Origin of the sequence: Geotoga petraea (genome assembly GCF_900102615.1) — a bacterium.
GTDB lineage: Bacteria > Thermotogota > Thermotogae > Petrotogales > Petrotogaceae > Geotoga > Geotoga petraea.
The window spans coordinates 1-19,383 of sequence record NZ_FMYV01000011.1 but is presented as its reverse complement, the minus strand read 5'-3'; the positions used below and the strand labels follow the sequence as shown (position 1 = coordinate 19,383).

Annotated in this window: 30 protein-coding genes; 14 read left to right on the top strand and 16 right to left on the bottom strand. The window is 29.3% G+C overall.

What is annotated here, in order from left to right:
- Positions 1 to 11: 11 nt before the first annotated feature.
- Genes BLS00_RS09910 through BLS00_RS09900 form a run of 3 tightly spaced genes read right to left on the bottom strand, consistent with a single transcriptional unit; the run spans position 12 to position 2,654 of the window.
- Positions 12 to 569, bottom strand: coding sequence for an acyltransferase (locus BLS00_RS09910; RefSeq protein WP_176759906.1), 558 nt, complete (start codon positions 567 to 569; stop codon positions 12 to 14).
- A 4-nt stretch (positions 570 to 573) separates the two neighbouring features.
- Positions 574 to 1,680, bottom strand: coding sequence for a DegT/DnrJ/EryC1/StrS family aminotransferase (locus tag BLS00_RS09905; protein WP_091405572.1), 1,107 nt, complete (start codon positions 1,678 to 1,680; stop codon positions 574 to 576).
- Positions 1,677 to 2,654 (bottom strand): NAD-dependent epimerase/dehydratase family protein, encoded by a 978-nt coding sequence (locus BLS00_RS09900; protein ID WP_091405569.1) that lies wholly within the window; start codon positions 2,652 to 2,654, stop codon positions 1,677 to 1,679. Before BLS00_RS09900 ends, BLS00_RS09905 begins: the two co-directional genes overlap by 4 nt.
- 157 nt (positions 2,655 to 2,811) lie before the next feature.
- Between BLS00_RS09900 and BLS00_RS09895 the strand changes: the two genes are divergently transcribed.
- The 4 genes from BLS00_RS09895 to BLS00_RS09880 are packed head-to-tail and all read left to right on the top strand — an operon-like array spanning position 2,812 to position 7,021.
- Positions 2,812 to 3,462: a winged helix-turn-helix transcriptional regulator gene (locus tag BLS00_RS09895; RefSeq protein WP_091405567.1), complete on the top strand. Its 651-nt coding sequence runs from the start codon at positions 2,812 to 2,814 to the stop codon at positions 3,460 to 3,462.
- Between the two features lie 4 nt (positions 3,463 to 3,466).
- Positions 3,467 to 4,624 (top strand): DegT/DnrJ/EryC1/StrS family aminotransferase, encoded by a 1,158-nt coding sequence (locus BLS00_RS09890; protein ID WP_091405564.1) that lies wholly within the window; start codon positions 3,467 to 3,469, stop codon positions 4,622 to 4,624.
- Positions 4,621 to 5,931 carry a nucleotide sugar dehydrogenase gene (locus tag BLS00_RS09885; protein ID WP_091405562.1) on the top strand — a complete coding sequence of 437 codons (1,311 nt, stop codon included), beginning with the start codon at positions 4,621 to 4,623 and terminating at the stop codon, positions 5,929 to 5,931. Before BLS00_RS09890 ends, BLS00_RS09885 begins: the two co-directional genes overlap by 4 nt.
- Positions 5,932 to 5,944: 13 nt before the next feature.
- On the top strand, positions 5,945 to 7,021 hold the full coding sequence (locus BLS00_RS09880) for a Gfo/Idh/MocA family protein (RefSeq protein ID WP_091405559.1): 1,077 nt from the start codon (positions 5,945 to 5,947) through the stop codon (positions 7,019 to 7,021).
- A gap of 329 nt (positions 7,022 to 7,350) precedes the next feature.
- Here BLS00_RS09880 and BLS00_RS10695 read toward each other — a convergent pair whose 3' ends face one another.
- From BLS00_RS10695 to BLS00_RS09855, 9 genes are all read right to left on the bottom strand, one after another.
- A complete protein-coding gene (locus BLS00_RS10695) occupies positions 7,351 to 7,491 on the bottom strand; it encodes a hypothetical protein (RefSeq protein ID WP_176759905.1) in 141 nt (46 codons plus the stop codon).
- Positions 7,492 to 7,503: 12 nt separating this feature from the next.
- Positions 7,504 to 7,953: a hypothetical protein gene (locus tag BLS00_RS09875; protein ID WP_091405556.1), complete on the bottom strand. Its 450-nt coding sequence runs from the start codon at positions 7,951 to 7,953 to the stop codon at positions 7,504 to 7,506.
- Positions 7,935 to 8,507, bottom strand: coding sequence for a type II toxin-antitoxin system MqsA family antitoxin (locus BLS00_RS09870; RefSeq protein ID WP_176759904.1), 573 nt, complete (start codon positions 8,505 to 8,507; stop codon positions 7,935 to 7,937). The genes BLS00_RS09875 and BLS00_RS09870 overlap by 19 nt, the downstream gene beginning before the upstream one ends.
- Before the next feature lie 13 nt (positions 8,508 to 8,520).
- Complete coding sequence (locus BLS00_RS10690; RefSeq protein ID WP_167848901.1) at positions 8,521 to 8,691, bottom strand: hypothetical protein; 171 nt, start codon at positions 8,689 to 8,691, stop codon at positions 8,521 to 8,523.
- A gap of 309 nt (positions 8,692 to 9,000) precedes the next feature.
- Positions 9,001 to 9,609 carry a hypothetical protein gene (locus tag BLS00_RS09865; RefSeq protein WP_091405551.1) on the bottom strand — a complete coding sequence of 203 codons (609 nt, stop codon included), beginning with the start codon at positions 9,607 to 9,609 and terminating at the stop codon, positions 9,001 to 9,003.
- A gap of 3 nt (positions 9,610 to 9,612) precedes the next feature.
- The gene (locus tag BLS00_RS10685; protein WP_167848900.1) at positions 9,613 to 9,765 is read right to left on the bottom strand and encodes a hypothetical protein; all 153 of its coding nucleotides are present in this window, start codon (positions 9,763 to 9,765) and stop codon (positions 9,613 to 9,615) included.
- 223 nt (positions 9,766 to 9,988) lie between these two features.
- The gene (locus tag BLS00_RS09860; RefSeq protein WP_176759903.1) at positions 9,989 to 10,318 is read right to left on the bottom strand and encodes a HipA N-terminal domain-containing protein; all 330 of its coding nucleotides are present in this window, start codon (positions 10,316 to 10,318) and stop codon (positions 9,989 to 9,991) included.
- Positions 10,311 to 10,475 (bottom strand): hypothetical protein, encoded by a 165-nt coding sequence (locus BLS00_RS10680; protein WP_176759902.1) that lies wholly within the window; start codon positions 10,473 to 10,475, stop codon positions 10,311 to 10,313. Before BLS00_RS10680 ends, BLS00_RS09860 begins: the two co-directional genes overlap by 8 nt.
- A gap of 27 nt (positions 10,476 to 10,502) precedes the next feature.
- Positions 10,503 to 11,198 (bottom strand): HipA domain-containing protein, encoded by a 696-nt coding sequence (locus tag BLS00_RS09855; protein ID WP_091405544.1) that lies wholly within the window; start codon positions 11,196 to 11,198, stop codon positions 10,503 to 10,505.
- A gap of 663 nt (positions 11,199 to 11,861) precedes the next feature.
- Here BLS00_RS09855 and BLS00_RS09845 point away from each other — a divergent pair.
- From BLS00_RS09845 to BLS00_RS09825, 5 genes are all read left to right on the top strand, one after another.
- Positions 11,862 to 12,056 carry a hypothetical protein gene (locus tag BLS00_RS09845; RefSeq protein ID WP_091405537.1) on the top strand — a complete coding sequence of 65 codons (195 nt, stop codon included), beginning with the start codon at positions 11,862 to 11,864 and terminating at the stop codon, positions 12,054 to 12,056.
- 14 nt (positions 12,057 to 12,070) lie between these two features.
- A complete protein-coding gene (locus BLS00_RS09840; RefSeq protein ID WP_091405534.1) occupies positions 12,071 to 12,280 on the top strand; it encodes a DUF2922 domain-containing protein in 210 nt (69 codons plus the stop codon).
- A 184-nt stretch (positions 12,281 to 12,464) separates the two neighbouring features.
- Positions 12,465 to 12,662: a hypothetical protein gene (locus BLS00_RS09835; protein WP_091405530.1), complete on the top strand. Its 198-nt coding sequence runs from the start codon at positions 12,465 to 12,467 to the stop codon at positions 12,660 to 12,662.
- A 15-nt stretch (positions 12,663 to 12,677) separates the two neighbouring features.
- Complete coding sequence (locus BLS00_RS09830) at positions 12,678 to 12,956, top strand: hypothetical protein (protein WP_091405527.1); 279 nt, start codon at positions 12,678 to 12,680, stop codon at positions 12,954 to 12,956.
- Positions 12,957 to 13,067: 111 nt separating this feature from the next.
- Positions 13,068 to 13,322, top strand: a complete 255-nt coding sequence (locus tag BLS00_RS09825) for a hypothetical protein (protein ID WP_091405524.1) — start codon at positions 13,068 to 13,070, stop codon at positions 13,320 to 13,322.
- A gap of 380 nt (positions 13,323 to 13,702) precedes the next feature.
- Here the strand turns inward: BLS00_RS09825 and BLS00_RS09820 are convergent, their stop codons facing one another.
- The 4 genes from BLS00_RS09820 to BLS00_RS10670 form a co-directional block, all read right to left on the bottom strand.
- A complete protein-coding gene (locus tag BLS00_RS09820; RefSeq protein ID WP_091405520.1) occupies positions 13,703 to 14,227 on the bottom strand; it encodes a VanZ family protein in 525 nt (174 codons plus the stop codon).
- A gap of 250 nt (positions 14,228 to 14,477) precedes the next feature.
- Positions 14,478 to 14,897: a Fic family protein gene (locus BLS00_RS09815; RefSeq protein WP_091405517.1), complete on the bottom strand. Its 420-nt coding sequence runs from the start codon at positions 14,895 to 14,897 to the stop codon at positions 14,478 to 14,480.
- Positions 14,898 to 15,074, bottom strand: coding sequence for a hypothetical protein (locus tag BLS00_RS10675; RefSeq protein WP_167849003.1), 177 nt, complete (start codon positions 15,072 to 15,074; stop codon positions 14,898 to 14,900). It lies immediately after the preceding gene.
- 397 nt (positions 15,075 to 15,471) lie between these two features.
- On the bottom strand, positions 15,472 to 15,636 hold the full coding sequence (locus BLS00_RS10670; protein WP_176759901.1) for a hypothetical protein: 165 nt from the start codon (positions 15,634 to 15,636) through the stop codon (positions 15,472 to 15,474).
- Between the two features lie 265 nt (positions 15,637 to 15,901).
- Here BLS00_RS10670 and BLS00_RS09810 point away from each other — a divergent pair, with 265 nt between their 5' ends.
- From BLS00_RS09810 to BLS00_RS10935, 5 genes are all read left to right on the top strand, one after another.
- Positions 15,902 to 16,141 carry a hypothetical protein gene (locus tag BLS00_RS09810; RefSeq protein WP_091405516.1) on the top strand — a complete coding sequence of 80 codons (240 nt, stop codon included), beginning with the start codon at positions 15,902 to 15,904 and terminating at the stop codon, positions 16,139 to 16,141.
- Positions 16,128 to 16,496, top strand: a complete 369-nt coding sequence (locus tag BLS00_RS09805) for a type II toxin-antitoxin system VapC family toxin (RefSeq protein ID WP_091405513.1) — start codon at positions 16,128 to 16,130, stop codon at positions 16,494 to 16,496. The genes BLS00_RS09810 and BLS00_RS09805 overlap by 14 nt, the downstream gene beginning before the upstream one ends.
- Before the next feature lie 581 nt (positions 16,497 to 17,077).
- Entirely contained in the window at positions 17,078 to 18,466 is a 1,389-nt protein-coding gene (locus BLS00_RS09800) for an AAA family ATPase (RefSeq protein ID WP_091405511.1), read from the top strand.
- Positions 18,463 to 19,068 (top strand): hypothetical protein, encoded by a 606-nt coding sequence (locus BLS00_RS09795; protein WP_091405509.1) that lies wholly within the window; start codon positions 18,463 to 18,465, stop codon positions 19,066 to 19,068. Before BLS00_RS09800 ends, BLS00_RS09795 begins: the two co-directional genes overlap by 4 nt.
- Before the next feature lie 70 nt (positions 19,069 to 19,138).
- The coding region (locus BLS00_RS10935; RefSeq protein WP_176759900.1) for a transposase at positions 19,139 to 19,383 on the top strand (245 nt) is incomplete at its 3' end.

Genomic DNA, 19,383 nt, shown 5'->3' with positions numbered 1-19,383 from the left:
CCTAAACATTATTAAAAATAGACAAAATTAATATCTCCATCTTGAAATTCAACTTTTCCCATAACTTTAATTGGTGTTCCAAAAGCTATTGAATAATCTGGAATATCTTTATTTACCAAACTATTTGCACCTATAACACAATATTTCCCTATTGAAACTCCTTTAGAAACAATAGTTAGACCGCCTATATAGGTATTTTCTCCTATATAAACATCTCCAGTTTCTAAATCTTTTTCCCCACTGGACAAAACCCTTTTTACAGAATCATGCGTGAAAATTTGTACTCCACTTGATATATTACAATTATCTCCTATTTCAACAACTCCATGAATCCCTTCAATTACTGTAAACGGTCCTACCCATACATTTCTACCTATTTTTACATTTCCCATAATTACAGAACTATCATAAACACTGGTGTTTTCCCCTGAGTTCAACATTTCTGCTTTTTCCCATCTATCAAAAAGCAATTCATTTGTAGGTAATATTCTATTCCATTGCGTTTTCATTTTTTTTCTTTTTTCTTCTATATAATTATCCATCATTTTATTGAATTCTTCTTGTTTCATTGAATCATCCTTTTTGTATAATTTCTTTTAATTTTTTCACCACAAAAATCACATCTTTTTCATCCAACTCATAACTTAGTGGTAAAGCCAACCCTTGATTATATGCCTTTAGTGAATTTTTAAATTCTGAATCATCTAATTTATATTTCTCTCTATAATATTTTAGTGCATGTATTGCATAAGCTCCATAATTACTTTCAATTTCATTCTTTTTTAATTCTTTTATTACTTCATCTCTATTTATTGATTCACTTAATATCACATGATAAGTCTGATAAGTATGCCTTACTTCTTCTTGATATTTTGGTGCTCTTATTTTATCTATATTTTTTAATTCTCTATTGTATATTTCTGCTAAATTTATTTTTTTATCTATTATTTCTTCTAATTTTTTTAATTGTACAACTCCAATTGCCGCTTGTATATCTGTTAATCTATAATTATATCCAGGAAGTACAAAATCTACTTTTCCTTCAACTTTTGATATCCCATGGTTTCTTAATATTTGTAATTTTTCATATATTTCTGGATCATTTGTTGTTATTATTCCACCTTCTCCTGTTGTAACTGATTTTCTCGGATGAAAACTAAAACAACCAATATCTCCTATACTTCCTATTTTCTTTTTTTTATATTCTGTTCCCAATGCACACGCTGCATCTTCTATTATTTTTAAATTGTATTTTTTAGAAACTTTTATTATTTCATCCATGTTAGCACTGTTCCCAAATTCATGTACGGGCATAATTGCTTTTGTTTTATTTGTTATTTTTGATTCTATTTCTTCTGTATTTATACAAAAAGTTTCTGGGTCTATATCCACTAATATAGGCTTTGCACCCACCATTTCTACTACGTTAACTGTTGCAGGAAATGTAAAATCTGGGACAATTACTTCATCCCCTTCTTTTATACCTAATGATAATAAGGACAAATGCAATGCAGCAGTTCCAGAACTAACAGCAACTGCATGTTTAGTTCCTACATATTTAGATATAAATTCTTCTATTAGTTTTACGTATTTATTTTGTACCAAATATCCCGAATCGAGTACTTTTTTTACTTCTTTTAATTCTTCTTCCCCTAATACTGGAGTTGTGATTTTTATCATTTATCATTACCTTCCATTGTTTTTCTATACCAGTCTAAAGTCCTTAATATTCCTTCACTTAAATCTATTTTAGGCTCATAGTCTAACAACTTCCTTGCTTTATCTATACTTGGTATTCTTAATTCAACATCTACATAATTTTTTGGTACATGTACTATTTTTGATTTTGATTTAGCTAACATAACTGTCATTTCAGCTAAGTGGTTTATTGTTATTGTTCCTCTTGGGTTTCCTATATTAAACGAATGTCCTATGGCTTCTTTTTTTTCTAATGCTAACATTATTCCATCTACAAAATCATCTATATAGCACCATGACCTTATTTGATCTCCATCTCCATGTATACTTATCGTTTCATCTTTTAGTGCCTTTTTTACAAATACATGTATTGCCCCTTCTCCAACTTGTCCTGGTCCAAATACATTGAAAGGTCTAATTGATACTATAGGTAATCCATATTCTTTATAGTAACTATGTGCTAAATGTTCTCCTGCTATCTTGCTAACTTGGTAAGTCCATCTTGCTTCCCCTACAGGTGCAAGATTTGTTGTGCTTTGCTCATTTACTTTATATGCATAAGATCCAAATACTTCACTTGTTGAAAAATCTAAAAATCTCTCGATTATCTTCATGTTTTTTTCTGATGCTTTTAATACATTATATGTTCCTATCATATTTACTTCCATTGTTTTTATTGGGCTTTTTATTACTGTGTCTATTCCGGCTATCGCTGCCATGTGTATTACTATTTGTGGCTTAAATTCATTTATTGTTTTTTCTAAATGGTTATAATCTAATATGTCGCCTTTTACTAAATTTATATTTTCTTTTTCCAATAAATTTGTACCTTTTATTGAATTTCTTGCTAAACTATCATATATTAGTATTTCATTATCATCTCCCAATAACCCACACAACTTTGTCCCTATAAACCCTGCTCCACCTGTTAGTAAAATCCTCTTGTTTTTTATCATTTTTTACCTCCTGCAAATTATATATTTTTAATAAAGTCTTCTTATTTATATCCATTATATTCTATCATAAAAGAAAAAAATTATCATTCACCTGTTGAATAATTAGAAAAATAATGTTATAATTCACTTAGTGAATGAATAAAAAGGTGGTAATAAAATGTTAGAACTTGACGAATACAATTTTTTCAATCCATCACCGAATTTCAGAGAGATGATGATCTTAAAATTAATATCAAAAAACGAGAACATTTCTCAGGACAAGCTGGCAAAAAATGTTGGGATTGTTCCTTCCATGGTTAACAGATACCTAAAAGATTTTGAAGAAAAAGAATACCTAATAAAAGACGGAGAAAACAGGCGAAACATGAAATACGAACTGACAGATGAAGGAAAAAAGAGACTGCAGTTTTTGACAGTTTCATTTGTGAATGAAGTATCGAAAATGTATTCTGATACCAAAAATTCTTTTTTAAACGTCATAAACGTTTTGGAAAAAAACAACATAAACAAAATCTTGCTTTACGGTGCTGGAGTCATAGGCGGAATTGTTTTAAAAGTTTTGAACTCTGAAAACATGGAAGTCATTGGGTTCATAGATGACTCATTATCTAAACACGGTGACAAAATACACGGAATAGACATATACTCACCAAACGAAATAAAAGAAGAAAAATACGATGCAGTAATAATAGCCAGTTTCAGACATTCAGAAGAAATACTCAAAAACGCAAAAGAAAACAAAATAAAAAAACTATACATATTTAAAATAGACGAAAACGGAGACGTTTCTCTGGAAAAGGAGGCATAAGTTCATGAAAGTACCTTTGTTTGACATGACAAGACAATACGAAAAACTCAGAAAAGAAATACTAAAAAATCTCGATGCAGTTTTCGCATCTGGAAGGGTGATACTCGGGGACAACGTGAAAATGTTGGAAGAAAACGTACAAAAATATCTAATCACAAAACATGCTATAGGTGTTGCGAGTGGATCTGACGCCCTGTTGATTGCCGTAAAAGCACTCAACTTTGAAAAAGGTGATTACATAATAACCACACCGTATACATTCTTCGCAACAGCATCATCGATAACAAGAAACGGACTAAAACCACTATTCGTAGACATAACAGAAAAAGATTATGACATTGACCTGGGCAAAGTAGAAGATATCCTACAAAACCACCCTGAAAAAGAAAAGATAAAAGGGTTCATCCCAGTTCACTTGTTTGGTAAATCGATGGACCTAAAAAGACTAAAACAAATAAAAGAAAAATACGGAATAAAAATAATAGAAGACAACGCTCAATCAATTGGGGCAAGAGAACAAATAGACGGAAAAGAAGTTTACGCAGGAACTGTCGGAGACGTTGGAACGATATCTTTCTTCCCAACAAAAAACCTCGGTGGATACGGAGACGGTGGAATGATAATAACAGACAACGACGACCTCGCCGCAAGAATGAGAAAACTCAGAGTACACGGAGCCGCAAAAAAATACCACCACGACGAAGTCGGATTCAACTCAAGGCTCGACGAAGTACAAGCAGCAATATTGAAAATAAAACTAAAAGAGCTTGAAAAATACATAGAAAAAAGAATCAAAAAAGCAGAAAATTACGCAGAACTATTCAAAAAACACAATTTAGAAGACAAGATAAAATATCCCGAAGCAAAAACAGACAAAAGCCATGTTTACCACCAATACGTGGTTGAACTCAAAAAAGGGAACAGAGATAGGCTAAAAGACTTCTTAAAAGAAAAAGGCATTGGAACATCCATCTATTATCCAGTTGGGCTACATTCTCAAGAATGTTTCAAGGAACTTGGATACAGTGAAGACGATTTCCCAGTAACACAACACGCAACAAAAACAACACTTGCACTACCAATATTCCCAGAATTAAAGAAAAAAGAACAGGAATACGTTGTTGAAAATATAAAAAAATATTTTGAGGAGGAAGAAAAATGAAATTAATAGACAAAATAAAAGATAAAAGTGCAAAAATCGGTGTAATAGGACTCGGATATGTTGGACTGCCGCTTGCAGTTGAAAAGGCAAAAGCTGGATACGAAGTACTCGGTTTCGATGTGCAAGAAGACAAAGTAGAAAAAGTGAACAAAGGGATAAACTACATAGGCGACGTGGTAAACGAAGAATTAGAAGACATAGTAAAAAACAAGAGATTATCTGCAACAGCAGATTACGACAGGATAAAAGAATGTGACGCTGTTATGATATGTGTTCCTACACCACTTGATAAATTCAAACAACCAGACCTCACATACGTAGAAGCTTCAACAAAAGAAGTCGCAAAAAGAATACATTCAGAAACATTGGTTGTGTTGGAAAGCACAACATACCCTGGTACAACAGAAGAAATTATGCTCCCAATATTAGAAGAATCCGGATTAAAAGCAGGGGTTGATTTTTATCTCGCATACTCTCCAGAAAGAGTGGATCCAGGAAACATCACCTACAAAACAAAAAACACTCCAAAAGTTGTTGGGGGAGTCACAGAAGAATGCACAAAAGTAGCACAAGCACTATACGAAAGCGTGTTAGACGCAAAAGTATTCACAGTATCTTCTCCAAAAGAAGCAGAAATGTCAAAAATATTGGAAAACAGTTTTAGAATAGTTAACATAGCTTTTATAAACGAAATGGCCATAGTAGCTAAAAAAATGGGGATAAACATCTGGGAAGTTGTTGACGCTGCATCGACAAAACCATTTGGTTTCATGCCCTTCTATCCTGGTCCAGGGGTTGGTGGGCACTGTATCCCAATAGACCCATTCTATCTAACTTACAAAGCAAGAGCATATGATTACCACACAAGGTTGATAGAAATGGCTGGAGAAATAAACGACTCAATGCCAGATTACGTGGTAGAACAGCTAACGAACATAATGAACGACAACAAAAAATGCTTAAACGGTGCAAAAATTCTACTCATGGGAGTGGCTTACAAAAACGACATAGAAGACATGAGAGAATCCCCAGCACTAAAAGTAATAGAAAGACTCGAATCCAAAAAGGCTAATGTAGTTTGCTCTGATCCATACGTAGAAACTTTCAAAATAAACGGAAAAGAATACAAAACAGAAAAACTAACTCCAGAACTCGTAGAATCAGCAGACGCAGTAATAATAACAACAGGCCACAAAAACAACGTTGATTACGATATGCTCGTTGAAAAAGCAAAAGTAATACTCGACACAAAAAACACTTTAAAAGATAAACACCACGAAAACAAAGACAAAATTTTCTTGATATAAAGGAGCGATTACATTGCTAAAATTTGTTTTAGTTGGTTGTGGAAGAATAGCAACCAAAAAACACACAGAAGCATTCATAAACAACAAAGGCTATATAAGCCTTGAAGCAGTTTGCGATATACAAAAAGAAAAAGCAGAAAACCTCGCAAACATAATAGAAGAAAATGGATTAAAAAGGCCAAAAATATACACCGATTACACAAAAATGGCAGAAATAGGATTTGATGCAGTGGTAATAGCCACAGAATCTGGAAAACATTATGAAATATCCAAATTCTTCTTAAACAATTCAAAACACGTTCTAACTGAAAAACCAATGGCACTAAACACAAAACACATGGACGACATGATAAAAACCGCCGAAGAAAAAAACGTGAATCTTGGAGTATGTTTTCAAAACAGGTTCAACCCACCAATACAAGAATTGAGAAAAAAGATAGAGTCGAATGACATTGGAAATATATACCACGGGCAAGCATCCATAAGATGGAACAGAAACGAAGGTTACTACAAACAAGCTCCTTGGAGAGGGACGTGGGAACAAGACGGAGGAACTTTGATGAACCAATGCACACACAACATAGACCTTTTGATATGGAACATGAACTCTGAAATAGAACAAGTATATGGACAAATAAACAACTTCAACCACCCATACATTCAAGCAGAAGATTTTGGATCTGCAATAATAAAATTCAAAAACGGTGCTCTTGGAATAATCGAAGGAACAGCAAACACATACCCAAAAAATCTGGAAGAAACTCTGTCTGTATTTGGAGAAAAAGGAACAGTTGTGATAGGTGGCCTCGCTGTAAACAAAATAGAAACTTGGAACATACAACAAGAAACAGAACACCCATTCCAAACACTTCCAGACCCAGAAACAGTTTACGGAGCAGGGCATACTCCTTTATACAAAGATTTTCATGATTCAATAATAGAAGGAAGAAAACCTTACGTAGACGGAAAAGAAGGCAAAAAAGCAGTAGAAGTAGTGCTGGCAATATACAAATCAACAAAAGAAAACAAACCAATAAAATTCCCATTCGAATTCTCAACAGAAGACATGAAAGAATTCTTTGGTAGATAAACCAACAACTATCACAGGGGTGTATTAGATTTTAATTCTCCTCTAAATGTGTTAGAGGAGCACCTGTGAAACAGGGGAGGAGTTTAGGCACTTGGTTTTAGAGGTTTTGCTTTGTTTTTAGCAACAACTATCAACTAACAACAGAAATCATTTATGATTTCTACTATAGCGGTTAAATCCCCTCTAAATGTTTTAGAGGGGAAGTGCGAAGCACAGGGGTGTTTAGGCCTTTTGTTTTTTAAAGGTTTTTACCAACAACGATTTTTCTCAAAGAAAAATCTTAACAACTATCAACAAACAACAGAAATCATTGATTTCTGGTTTTTCTTTTAATATTTTTTTTCTTTTTTAAAATCATATAATTCATTATTTTTTTTAAATTCAATTCCAAAACTTTCCATTTCTTCTCTTAACTCTTCATTGGATAACATATCTAAATACTTAATAAAATCGTCCATATTATTAATCATTGAAAACACCTTCTACCTTAATTTTTTTAAAACCAAAGGTTTGATCCCTATTTTTGATGTCGCTCTATTTAAATCTTCTCTCAAAAAGCCCCAAACAAATTTACTAACCTGGTAATTAAAGAAAAAATCACTTACCTTTTCGTCACTTAAAATTTTTTGAACTTCTTCTTTATCATTTATTTCAAAAGAGGCCTTATATTTTACTTCTAACTTAAAAAATATTTCTTCTGATTCAATAGTTATAAAATACTTAGGAAAAACATACAACAATCCATCATCAAATATATATTTTTTGTCATCGTAAGAAAAATTGACATCAACTACCAACTCAGAATTATTCTTTAATTTGTCTTCATCAAAAGAATAACTATAATTTAAATGTATTAAATCAAAAAAATCTATTTGTTTTAGTAATTTATTAAATAAAATAAATTCCTCTCTTGTTAGGCGGCTGTTAGACATTCTTCACACTCCATCTCTTCCCTACTAATAAAATTATCTATATTATCTTCTATAAAATTCATCCCATTTTCCAAAGAAATATTTTCTTTGTATTTAACATTATTTTTGTTTAACTTTATCTTTCTTACAATATTATTATAATCTTCATTTGGAATATCATCCTTATATTTTTCAACAAAATCCAAAATTTTCCCTTGAAAAAAATAATCAGTATATATATCTCTAAGAGTCCCCACTAATTTTCTTTCTCCATTCTCAAGTTTGGATACCAAAGAAATAGATCTTCCTAAAATCAAAGACATCTCTTTTTGAGATAAATTGTATTTCTCTCTCACTTCAAAAATCTTATCTTTTGAAATTTCCTCTTTATCTTTATTCAAGTTATACATATTTTTCTTAACCAACTCATTAAACTCATCAGTATCAAAAAAAGATTCACCACAATTATCACAAAAATACATAGATATTTTTTGATCATTCAAAGTTTCAAAATAATCGTCGTTTAATTTAACTATTCTTTTATCCATTTTTTCACCACAATTTAAACATTTCATATTCTTCACTCCCTTACTCATAATAATAGCACTTCTCACAATCATGAAAACTTTCAAATTCTCTTTGGAAACTTTTAAAAAAACAAAGATTTTTTCCGTCAGATAATTTTCTGTGATCACTTTTAAAAATATCAAAATTTTCTATTTCTTCTTCTATAATACTTATACATTCTGATTTATCCATAATATCTTATCCTTTGTACAATTTTGTCAACATCATTTGTACTTATATTATACATCATTTTTTTACTATTTTTTCAAAAAAGAAAAAAAGATATCAACCCAAGTTGATATCTTTTTTTGGTATTTAAGGGTTAAATTCCCCTCTGGTTTTAGAGATTTTAATTCTCCTCTAAATGTGTTAGAGGAGCACCTGTGAAACAGGGTAGGAGTTTAGGCACTTGGTTTTTGCTTTTTAAAGGTTTTTACCAACAAAAACAACAACTATCAACAAACAACCAAAAATTTGCTCTCAAAAAACAAAACTTATCTATTAAACAATTTTTTCAACATCTATATACATTGTTATTGTCCCGCTATCAGGTATATCCAACTCATTCTTACTTGAATCAAAGTATTTTTTCCTATTATAAATAAAGTTAAATTTCTTATAAAACTCTATTATAGTGGGTGAAGCATCTAAATCTGCATCTACACTTAATACTCGAAATCCTATCTTTTCTTTTAACTCTTCAACAAGAGCAAAAATAATTTGTATTGTTATAGTACCAAGCTTTTCATAATCCTCATTATTATTTGCAGCTAATTTACCAATGAGCAAGGCTGGAATATAACTAAACGGTATATCTGAAGAAATTTTCTTTTTTTCTGAATTAGTAACTTCTATAGTGCTCGCACTCAAAGTAAAATATGATAATATAACTTCTTCTTTTGTATCAAAAACAATATATGTAACTGCTAAATTTAAATTAGAAAAAGTACAAGCATTTTCTGTTAAAAAATACTTGTACTCATCATCATTTGTATTACAGTCAAAACAATTTAATAATTTATTTAATTTTTTAGAGAATTTCTTTTTAAAATCAATAAAATTAAAAACTTTTATGTTATATAATTTGACATATTTTTCCAAATCAATCATATACTAATTCATAACTTTCTTTAATATTTTTGATCGAATTCTTTTATTTTCATTTGCTTTTTTTTTATCTTGTTCAGAAAAATCTTTTGAAAAAATATTTTCAATCATATCAAAATCTTCTTTTTTATGAACTTTTATTGGTTTAAAATTTTTCATACAAATCACCTCATGTAAATTATACATAATTATATTTCTCTTTGTCAAGTGAGAAAATAAAAAAGATACCAACCTAAGTTGATATCTCTAATTTTTGTCATCCTGAGTGACGTTTTTTGGAATCGAACGATATAATATATAATATCCAACAACAGCAGCAAATTTTTAATAAATTTTATAATATCACTCTGATACTTCTGAAAAAAAGTCTAAGACCAACTATCTATTTCATTTTTTCAAATTCATAATTATCTGTCATAATCTTGCCTTTTGTCTTTGCAAGTAGTTCAAAATCATCATATTCTTTCAATCCATAGCTTTCTAAAATTTCTTGAATATCAGGCCTTTTTTCATCTGGAAGTCTGCTTTTGAAAAATGCAAACATCTTATTATTTATAAATTTATTCCCTTTTGATTTTGCAAAGAAAATCTTTTTATTATTCTTTAAGTAGTTTTCGTCATATTCAAATAAAAACCCTTGAGGGATTCTTTTTAAATATCCAACAGTTATTTTTTCATTTTTTCTGTTATGAACAACTCTTAATTCATTCATCATCAATCACCTCGATTAACCTATCTCTTCTATTAACTATTAGTTCTTTTAAAAAATCTTTATAAAACTCACCTATTATTTCTTTAGGTATATTATTGATTATTTTTTCAATATTCTTATCATAAAGACTTCCTTGTAAATTATAACTGAAATTCATTAAAATATCTTTATAATGATTCTTAAGTTATTTTACAATATCAAAATGTTTTGTTATATTTTTATCTTTTATTTTTAATAATGATTTTGAATTGCTATACAAAACTGAATTTTGATATCTTTTATCCTTATAAAATTGTTTTATTTTTTTATCAGTTAAGTTAAACCCAAGAGAAGGACTATGATCATATAATGGAGCAAAATAATATTTATCTCTTTTATTGTATAACCCCCAATTACTATGATGTCTATCACTGTTACCAATTAAAGCATCAAATAATATCATTCTGATATAGTCTTCTATTAATTTTTCACCATTCAAGTTTTCAAGTATTTCAAGACATAATTCAAAAGAATAATCTTTACCATTGTTTTCATTTTTCATTGTATTAAAATCATAATTCGGGTATTCATCCATAATAAATTTTACAATTTCAAAATATTCAATATTAGATTCTTTTTCTTTAAAATTATAACTTATTGACCCTTCATTATTATTATAACTAGCAAAATCATATCTAGCCACAGAGATGTTTAATAACTCACCAATTTCATAAGCTATTTTTTCCGATACGTGTTCTCTAGTATTAGGCTTGATGAACTTAAACAGTACTTCTTCCTTATTATTTCTAAACCAGTATTTTTTATTTCTACCGGAAGTGTTTATTTCTTTATTTAAATTCCATTCTTTATCATTTAAGTTTATTATTTCAAACAATTTCATCACCTTTAATCTATTATATTTAAATTATAGCATCTTTTATTAAATAATAACTCTTGGAAGAAATTGAATCATTAATAAAAATAGTAATAACATTAATTTAGTTCTTTCTCATTAGAATGGGTTACGGTTAATATTAACTTCTTAAAAATATGGAGAACTACTAAAAAGATACCAACCTAAAAAAACAGTGTATTGGTATTTTGGTAGTTTAGTTTTTCAAATATGCTAAAATGCTAATCTGCCAAACTGCTACTTTTCACTCTTCCAACAACAATCAACCAACAACCGAAAATTTGCAAAACAAATTTTCTCTATCCTCCAACCTCGATCCTCCAACAGAATCTTTGATTTCTACTATAGTGGTTAAATTCCCCTCTAAAATGAGAAATTAGAGGGGTGTTGCTCTTTGCGGGGAGTTTTAGAGATTTTCTCTTCCAACAACAATCAACCAACAACCGAAAATTTGCTCCAGCAAATTCTAAACTTGCATTTAGACAAAACAAACTCATACATACTTCCAAACTTTCTCAATAATCAAAACTATTTCCACCTACATATGTATAAACATGTATAAAAAATCTGAAAAATAATCCAATAAAAAATATAATTTAAATGTCGGTGATCACCACAACAAAAAAATCAAAAAACATGGAGGTGGCTAATATGCCAATGAATTTAATCAAGAAAGCAGGAAAAGTAACTTGGATAGACCCAATTGACGGAAGCAAATCTTCAAAAACATTCAGCCTTTATTCAGATGTAGAAGCAGAAATCAAAACTGGTTTTGACGCAATAGTATCACTAACCGCCAATGAAACAGCAAACTATTCATACACAGAAAACTACGAGATAGTATAAGGGAGGGATAGAACATGACTAAATTAGCAATGAAATTTTATGACAACGCAGAAAGAAGAACAATCAACATATCTTTAAACGATCCAAAACCTGCTCTCGATGCAGCAACAGTTGAAGCAGCAATGACAGCTATGATCGGAGTGGTAGTCCCAGCAACAGCAGTAATCGACGAAGCAAACTACATCGAAACAACAGAAACAAACATCACAGATTTATTGGTTTAAAATTAAGGGTGCTGGAAAAGCACCCTTTTTTAAAACCTCTAAAACACCCCGTCAGTTTCACTGACACCCCTCTAATGATCATTTTAGAGGGGACTTTAACCTCTTATACATTAAGAGTATCGTTAAAAACTATAAACAAAACAATAGAGATTGCAACAGCAATTTCTTCAAAGGAGGCGCCAAAATGGACCAAATAATGGGAATACTACCAAACATAATGAAAATAGTAGAAATGCCTGGTAACGGCGAAAGAAAAAAGAAAGTAGTAATGAACGCAGTAATACACCTTTTAAAAAAACTAAACCTTTACAACCCATATATGGAAATACTGTTATCCATACTAATAGACGAACTGGCAAAAATACTATTTCCTAAAAAATAGAGAAAGGAGATAAAAATGGAAAAAACAACATCTAACGTTGAAGATTTTTCAAAAAGACTGGACAAAATAGAAGAAAAACTTCTAAAAAACGAAGTCATGATGGAAGAACTTCATACAAAGGTAAACAAATTTTCCAACGGTTTCAAAGAAGAACTAATATCAAGACTATTAGACACTCTTGAAATAAGAAAACGAGAATCACAGGTTACAAAACAAAAAATCCTGGATTGGATAATAAAACTAACCCTATCTGGCGGAATGATCTACACAATAATAGAAAATCTCCAAAAATAAGGCAGCGAAAGCTGCCTTATTTCTATAATAAACTAATCAACTGATTGATTAATTAACATGATTTTATTATATAATAGTTGTTGATCTACTAAATTACAAAGGGGGATAAAAATGTCTATAGAAAATTATATTTCATTTTCAGGTACACTTGGTTTTATCATTGTTATAGTTTTGAACATAATCGTTGGAATTGTTGGGTGGTTAATGGCAGATAAAAGAAACCGTTCAAAATGGGCTGGATTTTTCACTGGTTTCTTCGGTAGTTTCTTTGGTTTAGCAGTAATAGCGTTATTAGGAGAAAAAATAGATCCAAAGCAAATAAAAGATATGATATATCTTTTGGAAGACATAAAATACAAAAAATAGCGTATTGGCATTTTGGTAGTTTAGTTTTTCAAATATGCTAAAATGCTAATCTGCCAAACTGCTACTTTTCACTCTTCCAATTCCAACCTCGATCCTCCAACAGAAATCATTTATGATTTCTACTATAGTGGTTAAATTCCCCTCTGAAATGAGAAATTAGAAGGGTGCTGCTCTTTGCGGGGAGTTTTAGATTTTAATTCTCCTCTAAATGTGTTAGAGGAGCACCTGTGAAACAGGGGAGGAGTTTAGGCCTTTTTGTCTTTGTTTTTTAGAGATTTTATCCTTGATTTTAAAGATCTTATCCAAAATTCCAATCAGCCAAAACGCCAACTCGCAGCTTCGCTGCATTCCTCGTGAGCGAAGCGAACATTCATCAGAAATCATTTCATGATTTCTCCCCTTTTCTTCCAAATCTTATAAACAATATAAACAACCATAATAATTAAATTAGCAAAAAAAGCTCCAGAAATATCAATAATAACATCGTTCAATGCAGACCCTCTTCCAACAAACTCTTGTGAATATTCATCTATAGAAGCTATAAGGGCTGGTAAAGAAACTCCAAGCAGAGCTCCTATCAAAAATCTCTTTGAATACAAAAACCCAAATAACCAAGAAAAACCACCAAGTATAAAATATATCCCAAAATGCGCGCTCTTTCTAATCAGTGCTATAGAATCAGCGTATTGATCTCTAAGCCATAGTTTCTTCAAAAATACTTCTATCTCTCTAAACCATTTCGTATCTGAAAAATCAAAAACATTATCTATTGATTTAATAGCATTATATACAAAATAAGATTGGTTTGAAGATTCCACTGGCCTTCTTGTCCCAAAAAACAGAATAACCCCCACCCAAACTATTAAAAATACCAACGCTATTATTATATATTTTCTTCCTTTCATAAAATCACCTGTTTAATGCATTTTTATATCATTATACATCAAAAAAAGATGCCAACCTAAAAAGAAATAAAATAGCGTTTTAGCATTTTGGTAGTTTAGTTTTTTGTTTTTTAAAGACTTTGTTTTTGATCTTTCCAACAACAAACAACAATCAACCAACAACCGAAAATTTGCAAAACAAATTTTCGCTATCCTCCAACCTCGATCCTCCAACATCCATCATCCAACAGAAATCTGTGATTTCTACTGTTCAATATTTTTTTAAATTGTTATTCAAAAATTGTTTCAACTTGTTCATGTTATAGGGAGACTCTATCATAGCCTCTAGATATTTTTCTTTATCACTATAATCTACAAACAAATTCTTCCTTTCCAGAAGGATTCTAAAATACTCTCTAATAACTCTACCATTTCCTTCTCTAAAAGGATGAATAATATTTAATTCTGTAATAAAATAACTTAATTTTTCTATGAATTCATCATATTCATACTCAATCAAATACTTTTCTTTTTTATGAAAGTTTTTTGACTGCAACAATAAAAGAATAGATCCAGTGATATCCTTTTCCACTGAATCTAATAATTTTTTATCTTTAATATCAAATTTATTTTTTAAAACAATAGAACCATTATAACAATAGTAATTATCCTTTAAATCATAATCTTTCATCTAAATATTATGAGCCTTCAATATTTTTTGTATAATTTGTTTTTTAGAGTATTTATTATCTTCTATCTCTTTAAAAAATTCTAAATCTTTTTTATCCATCTTATAACCTTCTATCTCCATAGTGTTTTTAATATATTCAATTCTATTAAACAAAGAATTATCTGTTTTTGTTGGCATATCAATCCCTCCTATGTCTATTATACAATACTTTGATTAATATTTTATAAAAATCATAATTAACTTCTTCCATCATCCAACAGAAATCTGTGATTTCTACTACAGGGGAGTTTAGTGGTTAAATTCCCCTCTAAAATGACTATTAGAGGGGTGTCAGTGAAACTGACGGGGTGTTTAGAGGTTAAATTCCCCTCTAAAATGACTATTAGAGGGGTGTCAGTGAAACTGACGGGGTGTTTTAGAGACTTTGTTTTTGATCTTTCCAACAACAAACAACCAACAACCAGCAACCAGCAACCGGAAAATTTATTTATAAATTTCCCTATAAACCTCCCTAATATCATTAACCATGTCCTCTTTTGCTACCAAAATTCCGTTCTCCGTTTCTATAATTTCATTAATTTCTAGAAGTTTTCCAAATTGCCATTGGATGTTTTTCGATGTTTTTTAATGTTTCTCCTTCGAATAATAACTCCGGTCTATAATTTCCTTTAGCAAATTCAAACAGATACTCTTTATGTTTTATTTTTATGTTAATTAAGTCTTCAAGAAATCTTTTCACTTTTTCCTTTCTTTCATTACTTTTTCTTTATCTTGATAAGAATGAAAGTCTAAATCAATATCTTAATTAATCTCTGTACTTTTTCAATAACATCCTTTCAATAAAAATTTATAAAATGTCATTTCGACCTTGTTTTTGTCACTCTGAACCTGTCGAGTCTATTTTTTAACTAAATTAATATTTGCTACCAAACTAAACAACAAAAATAGTGAAACAATTTTTATATGATATAATTTTATATAAGAAACAAAATGGAGGTGTTAATATGAGTTATATTAGAAAAATCACAAATAGTGAAGAATTATCTAAAATAATAGATTTACCAGATGATCTAAAAAATAAAAAAGTCGAAGTAATAATACTTCCTTACGAAGAAAATACTAAAACAAAAAAAAGTCATAAATCTCTCCAAGGTTCTTTAAAAAAATATAAGAATCAAGAATTAATAAATGAAGAAAATACAGCTTGGGAAAAAATGGTGAAAGATAAATATGAAAATAGTTGATGCCAATGTTGTATTAAGATATCTTCTACAAGATAACGAAAAATTATCTAACAAAGCAAAAGATATTATTGAAAACAATGAAATCTTTATTCCAACAGAGGTAATAGCAGAAATAGTGTATGTATTAGAAAAAGTATATTCAGTAAACAGAAAAGAAATTAATAAAATCCTTTCAGAATTACTGCGCTTTTATAATATCACCACAAATAATATGGATGTAATAAAAAATGCATTGAAAATATACTCAAATAAAAAATTAGATTTTGTGGATACCATCCTTATTTCTTATAATAATGTTGATAAACATGAAATTTTTTCCTTTGATAAAAAACTAAATAAATTATTATATAAATAAAATAGATACCAACAAAAGTTGATATCTACAATTATTATTTATGGATTTAATTCCCCTCTGAAATGACTATTAGAGGGATGTCGCACTTTACGGAGTGTTTTAGATTTTAATTCTCCTCTAAATGTGTTAGAGGAGCACCTGTGAAACAGGGGAGGAGTTTAGGCCTTTTGTCTTTGTTTTTTAAAGGTTTTTACCTCCAACTACCAACATCGATCCTCCAACAGAAATCATTTATGATTTCTATTACAAGGGTGTTTTAGATTTTAATTCTCCTCTAAATGTGTTAGAGGAGCACCTGTGAAACAGGGGAGGAGTTTAGGCCTTTTTGTCTTTGTTTTTTAGAGATTTTTACCAACAACAAACAACCGAAAATTTGTAAAACAAATTTTCGCTATCTTCCAGTTCCCAACATCAGACCATTCGTAATCCGCCATAATAGTAAACACTCTTTCAGATTTTTCCATCAAAGCATAGTCTATGCTTATCTTTCTTATATCTAAACGAAAAGATAATAATCATAGTTTTTATGATAAAATTAATGTGAATAATTAAAATCAAAAATAAATTAAGGGGTTTTTAGAATGAAAATAAGCATTAAAAATTTTGGACCTATTAAAGAAGGAAAAATAGAAAACAACGACCTTACTATAATATGTGGCCCAAATAATTCAGGAAAAACTTACGTATCTTACTTATTCTATGCTATTATTTCAAAAATATCAAAAAACTATCCATTTAATTCCAAAAGAATTCATAAAGATAAAAATTTCTCAGTATTAGACATTAAAAATAAGGATGCATTTAAATCTCTAAAATTAGACATAAAAACATTAGCAGATAATTATATTGAAAATACCTTACCAAAGTTAATTGAAAACACAATCGATGATTTACATATCTTCTTCAACATGAAAAAAGAATTATTATCCAATTCTACTATAGAAGTCGATTATACAAAAAAAGAATTTTTAGAAAAATTCGAAAATAAAAATACTGAAAAAAGAAGACTAAGGTTCATAAATGGCCCAGATATACAAATAGAACAAATTTCTAAATATAAATCACAACTTACTATCAATCCTTTAGATTTAGGAGACATATCGTTAAATGTTTTCAAAGATATAACTGAAGATTTTATATTCGATTATATACATGAAAACATATATTCTTCAGCATTTTTAATCCCCTCAATAAGAGAAGGAATTAACATATTTTATAACGAATTAAATTATTTAAGAACTATAAACTCTGATTTATATGGAGAAAATAAAAACAAAAAAACAAATAAAACATTATTTAATCTTTCATCAAGGTATACTTATTCAAATCCAATAACCCATTATTATAATTTTTTAATTAGCTTGTCTAATAATCAAAAGCCTAACGATCTATATAATGACTTAGCTGAAGATCTTCTCAATATTTTAGAAGGAAATTTTTCTATCGATAACACTGGTTTTTACTATATTCCAAAAAACACAAACACAAAATTATCATTAAACAATTCATCCTCAATAGTAAAATCATTATTTGGATTATATTACTACCTTCTTTATTACGCCAAAAAAGGCGATATTGTATTAATAGACGAACCAGAAATGAACTTGCACCCAGATAATCAAAGAAAAATGGCGCAATTCTTTGCAAAAATGATCAACTCAGGTTTAAAAGTAATAATAAGCACACATAGTGATTTTATAATCAGGGAGATAAACAATCTAATGCTATTATCCCAAGATTTTAAAGGAAAAGAAGAAATAATAAAAGAACATGATTATTCAGAAAAAATGATAATAAACCATAAAAAAGTTAACTCTTATTTTATAAACAATGGAAAAATAGAAAAACTTAAATTTGATAAGCTAAATGGGTTAGACTTAAAAAATTTTAAAGATTCAATAAACAAAATACAAGATATATCAGATGATATATATTATTCTATTATGGAAAGCGAAGATGAAGAAATTTGAACGAACAAAAATATACATCATACGACCTTTACAAACACATATTAAATAATATTAGCAAAAAATATCAATTCCAAAAAAATAAAAGATTTGAAATTTTAATTGAACAAGATGAAGGTGCTGAAAACAAAGAAACTATAATTGATTTTAAAAATAAAGGAAAAATAATATTACCTTTTGATCCAGAAAGCTTCAAAAAACAAAAAGAAGATTTTGAAATATTTCCAATTTTTACAGAAGAAAAATCTTTTCCAGACTACATAATAATACCAGAACCACAAGACGAAAAAACTTTATTCATCCTTCATGTTGAACTAAAATCAGATAAATATAATAAACAAAAATACATATACAAATTTATAAACTCTGGAAAAACATTGAAATGGATCTCTGAAATAATGATAAATGATCTCGCAAAAAAAGAAAATTCAAACGATTTTAATTTTGAATTATTTACAAACATAAAAATAATTCATAGGTTCATAATATTTGATTCTAAAAAGGTTTCAAAAAGAAAAGTAGGCCAAAACGAAAGTAGATTTTATGATTATAAAAATATTTCCAATTTAAAAATCCCTTTTTTGGCTGTAGGGAAGAGAGTATAAGAAATTTTGTGTAAAATAAAAAAACACCGAATTTGGTAGTAAAATAAAACCAAAGGAGGTGTTTTTTAAAATGAAAGAAGAAACAAGGAAAAGAAGAGAAAAAAGAGCATTTTTCAAAGAATTGATCAAAAAAGAAGGATTAAAAACAATACCAGATGTAACCAGATTTCTAAAAGAGATATCAGGAACGATATTAGAAGAAATGTTAGAAGCTGAATTAGATGAAGAACTAGGATACGAAAAATACGATAGAACAGAAGAAAAAGATAACTACCGAAATGGATATACAAGTAAAAAAGTGAAAGGAACTCTCGG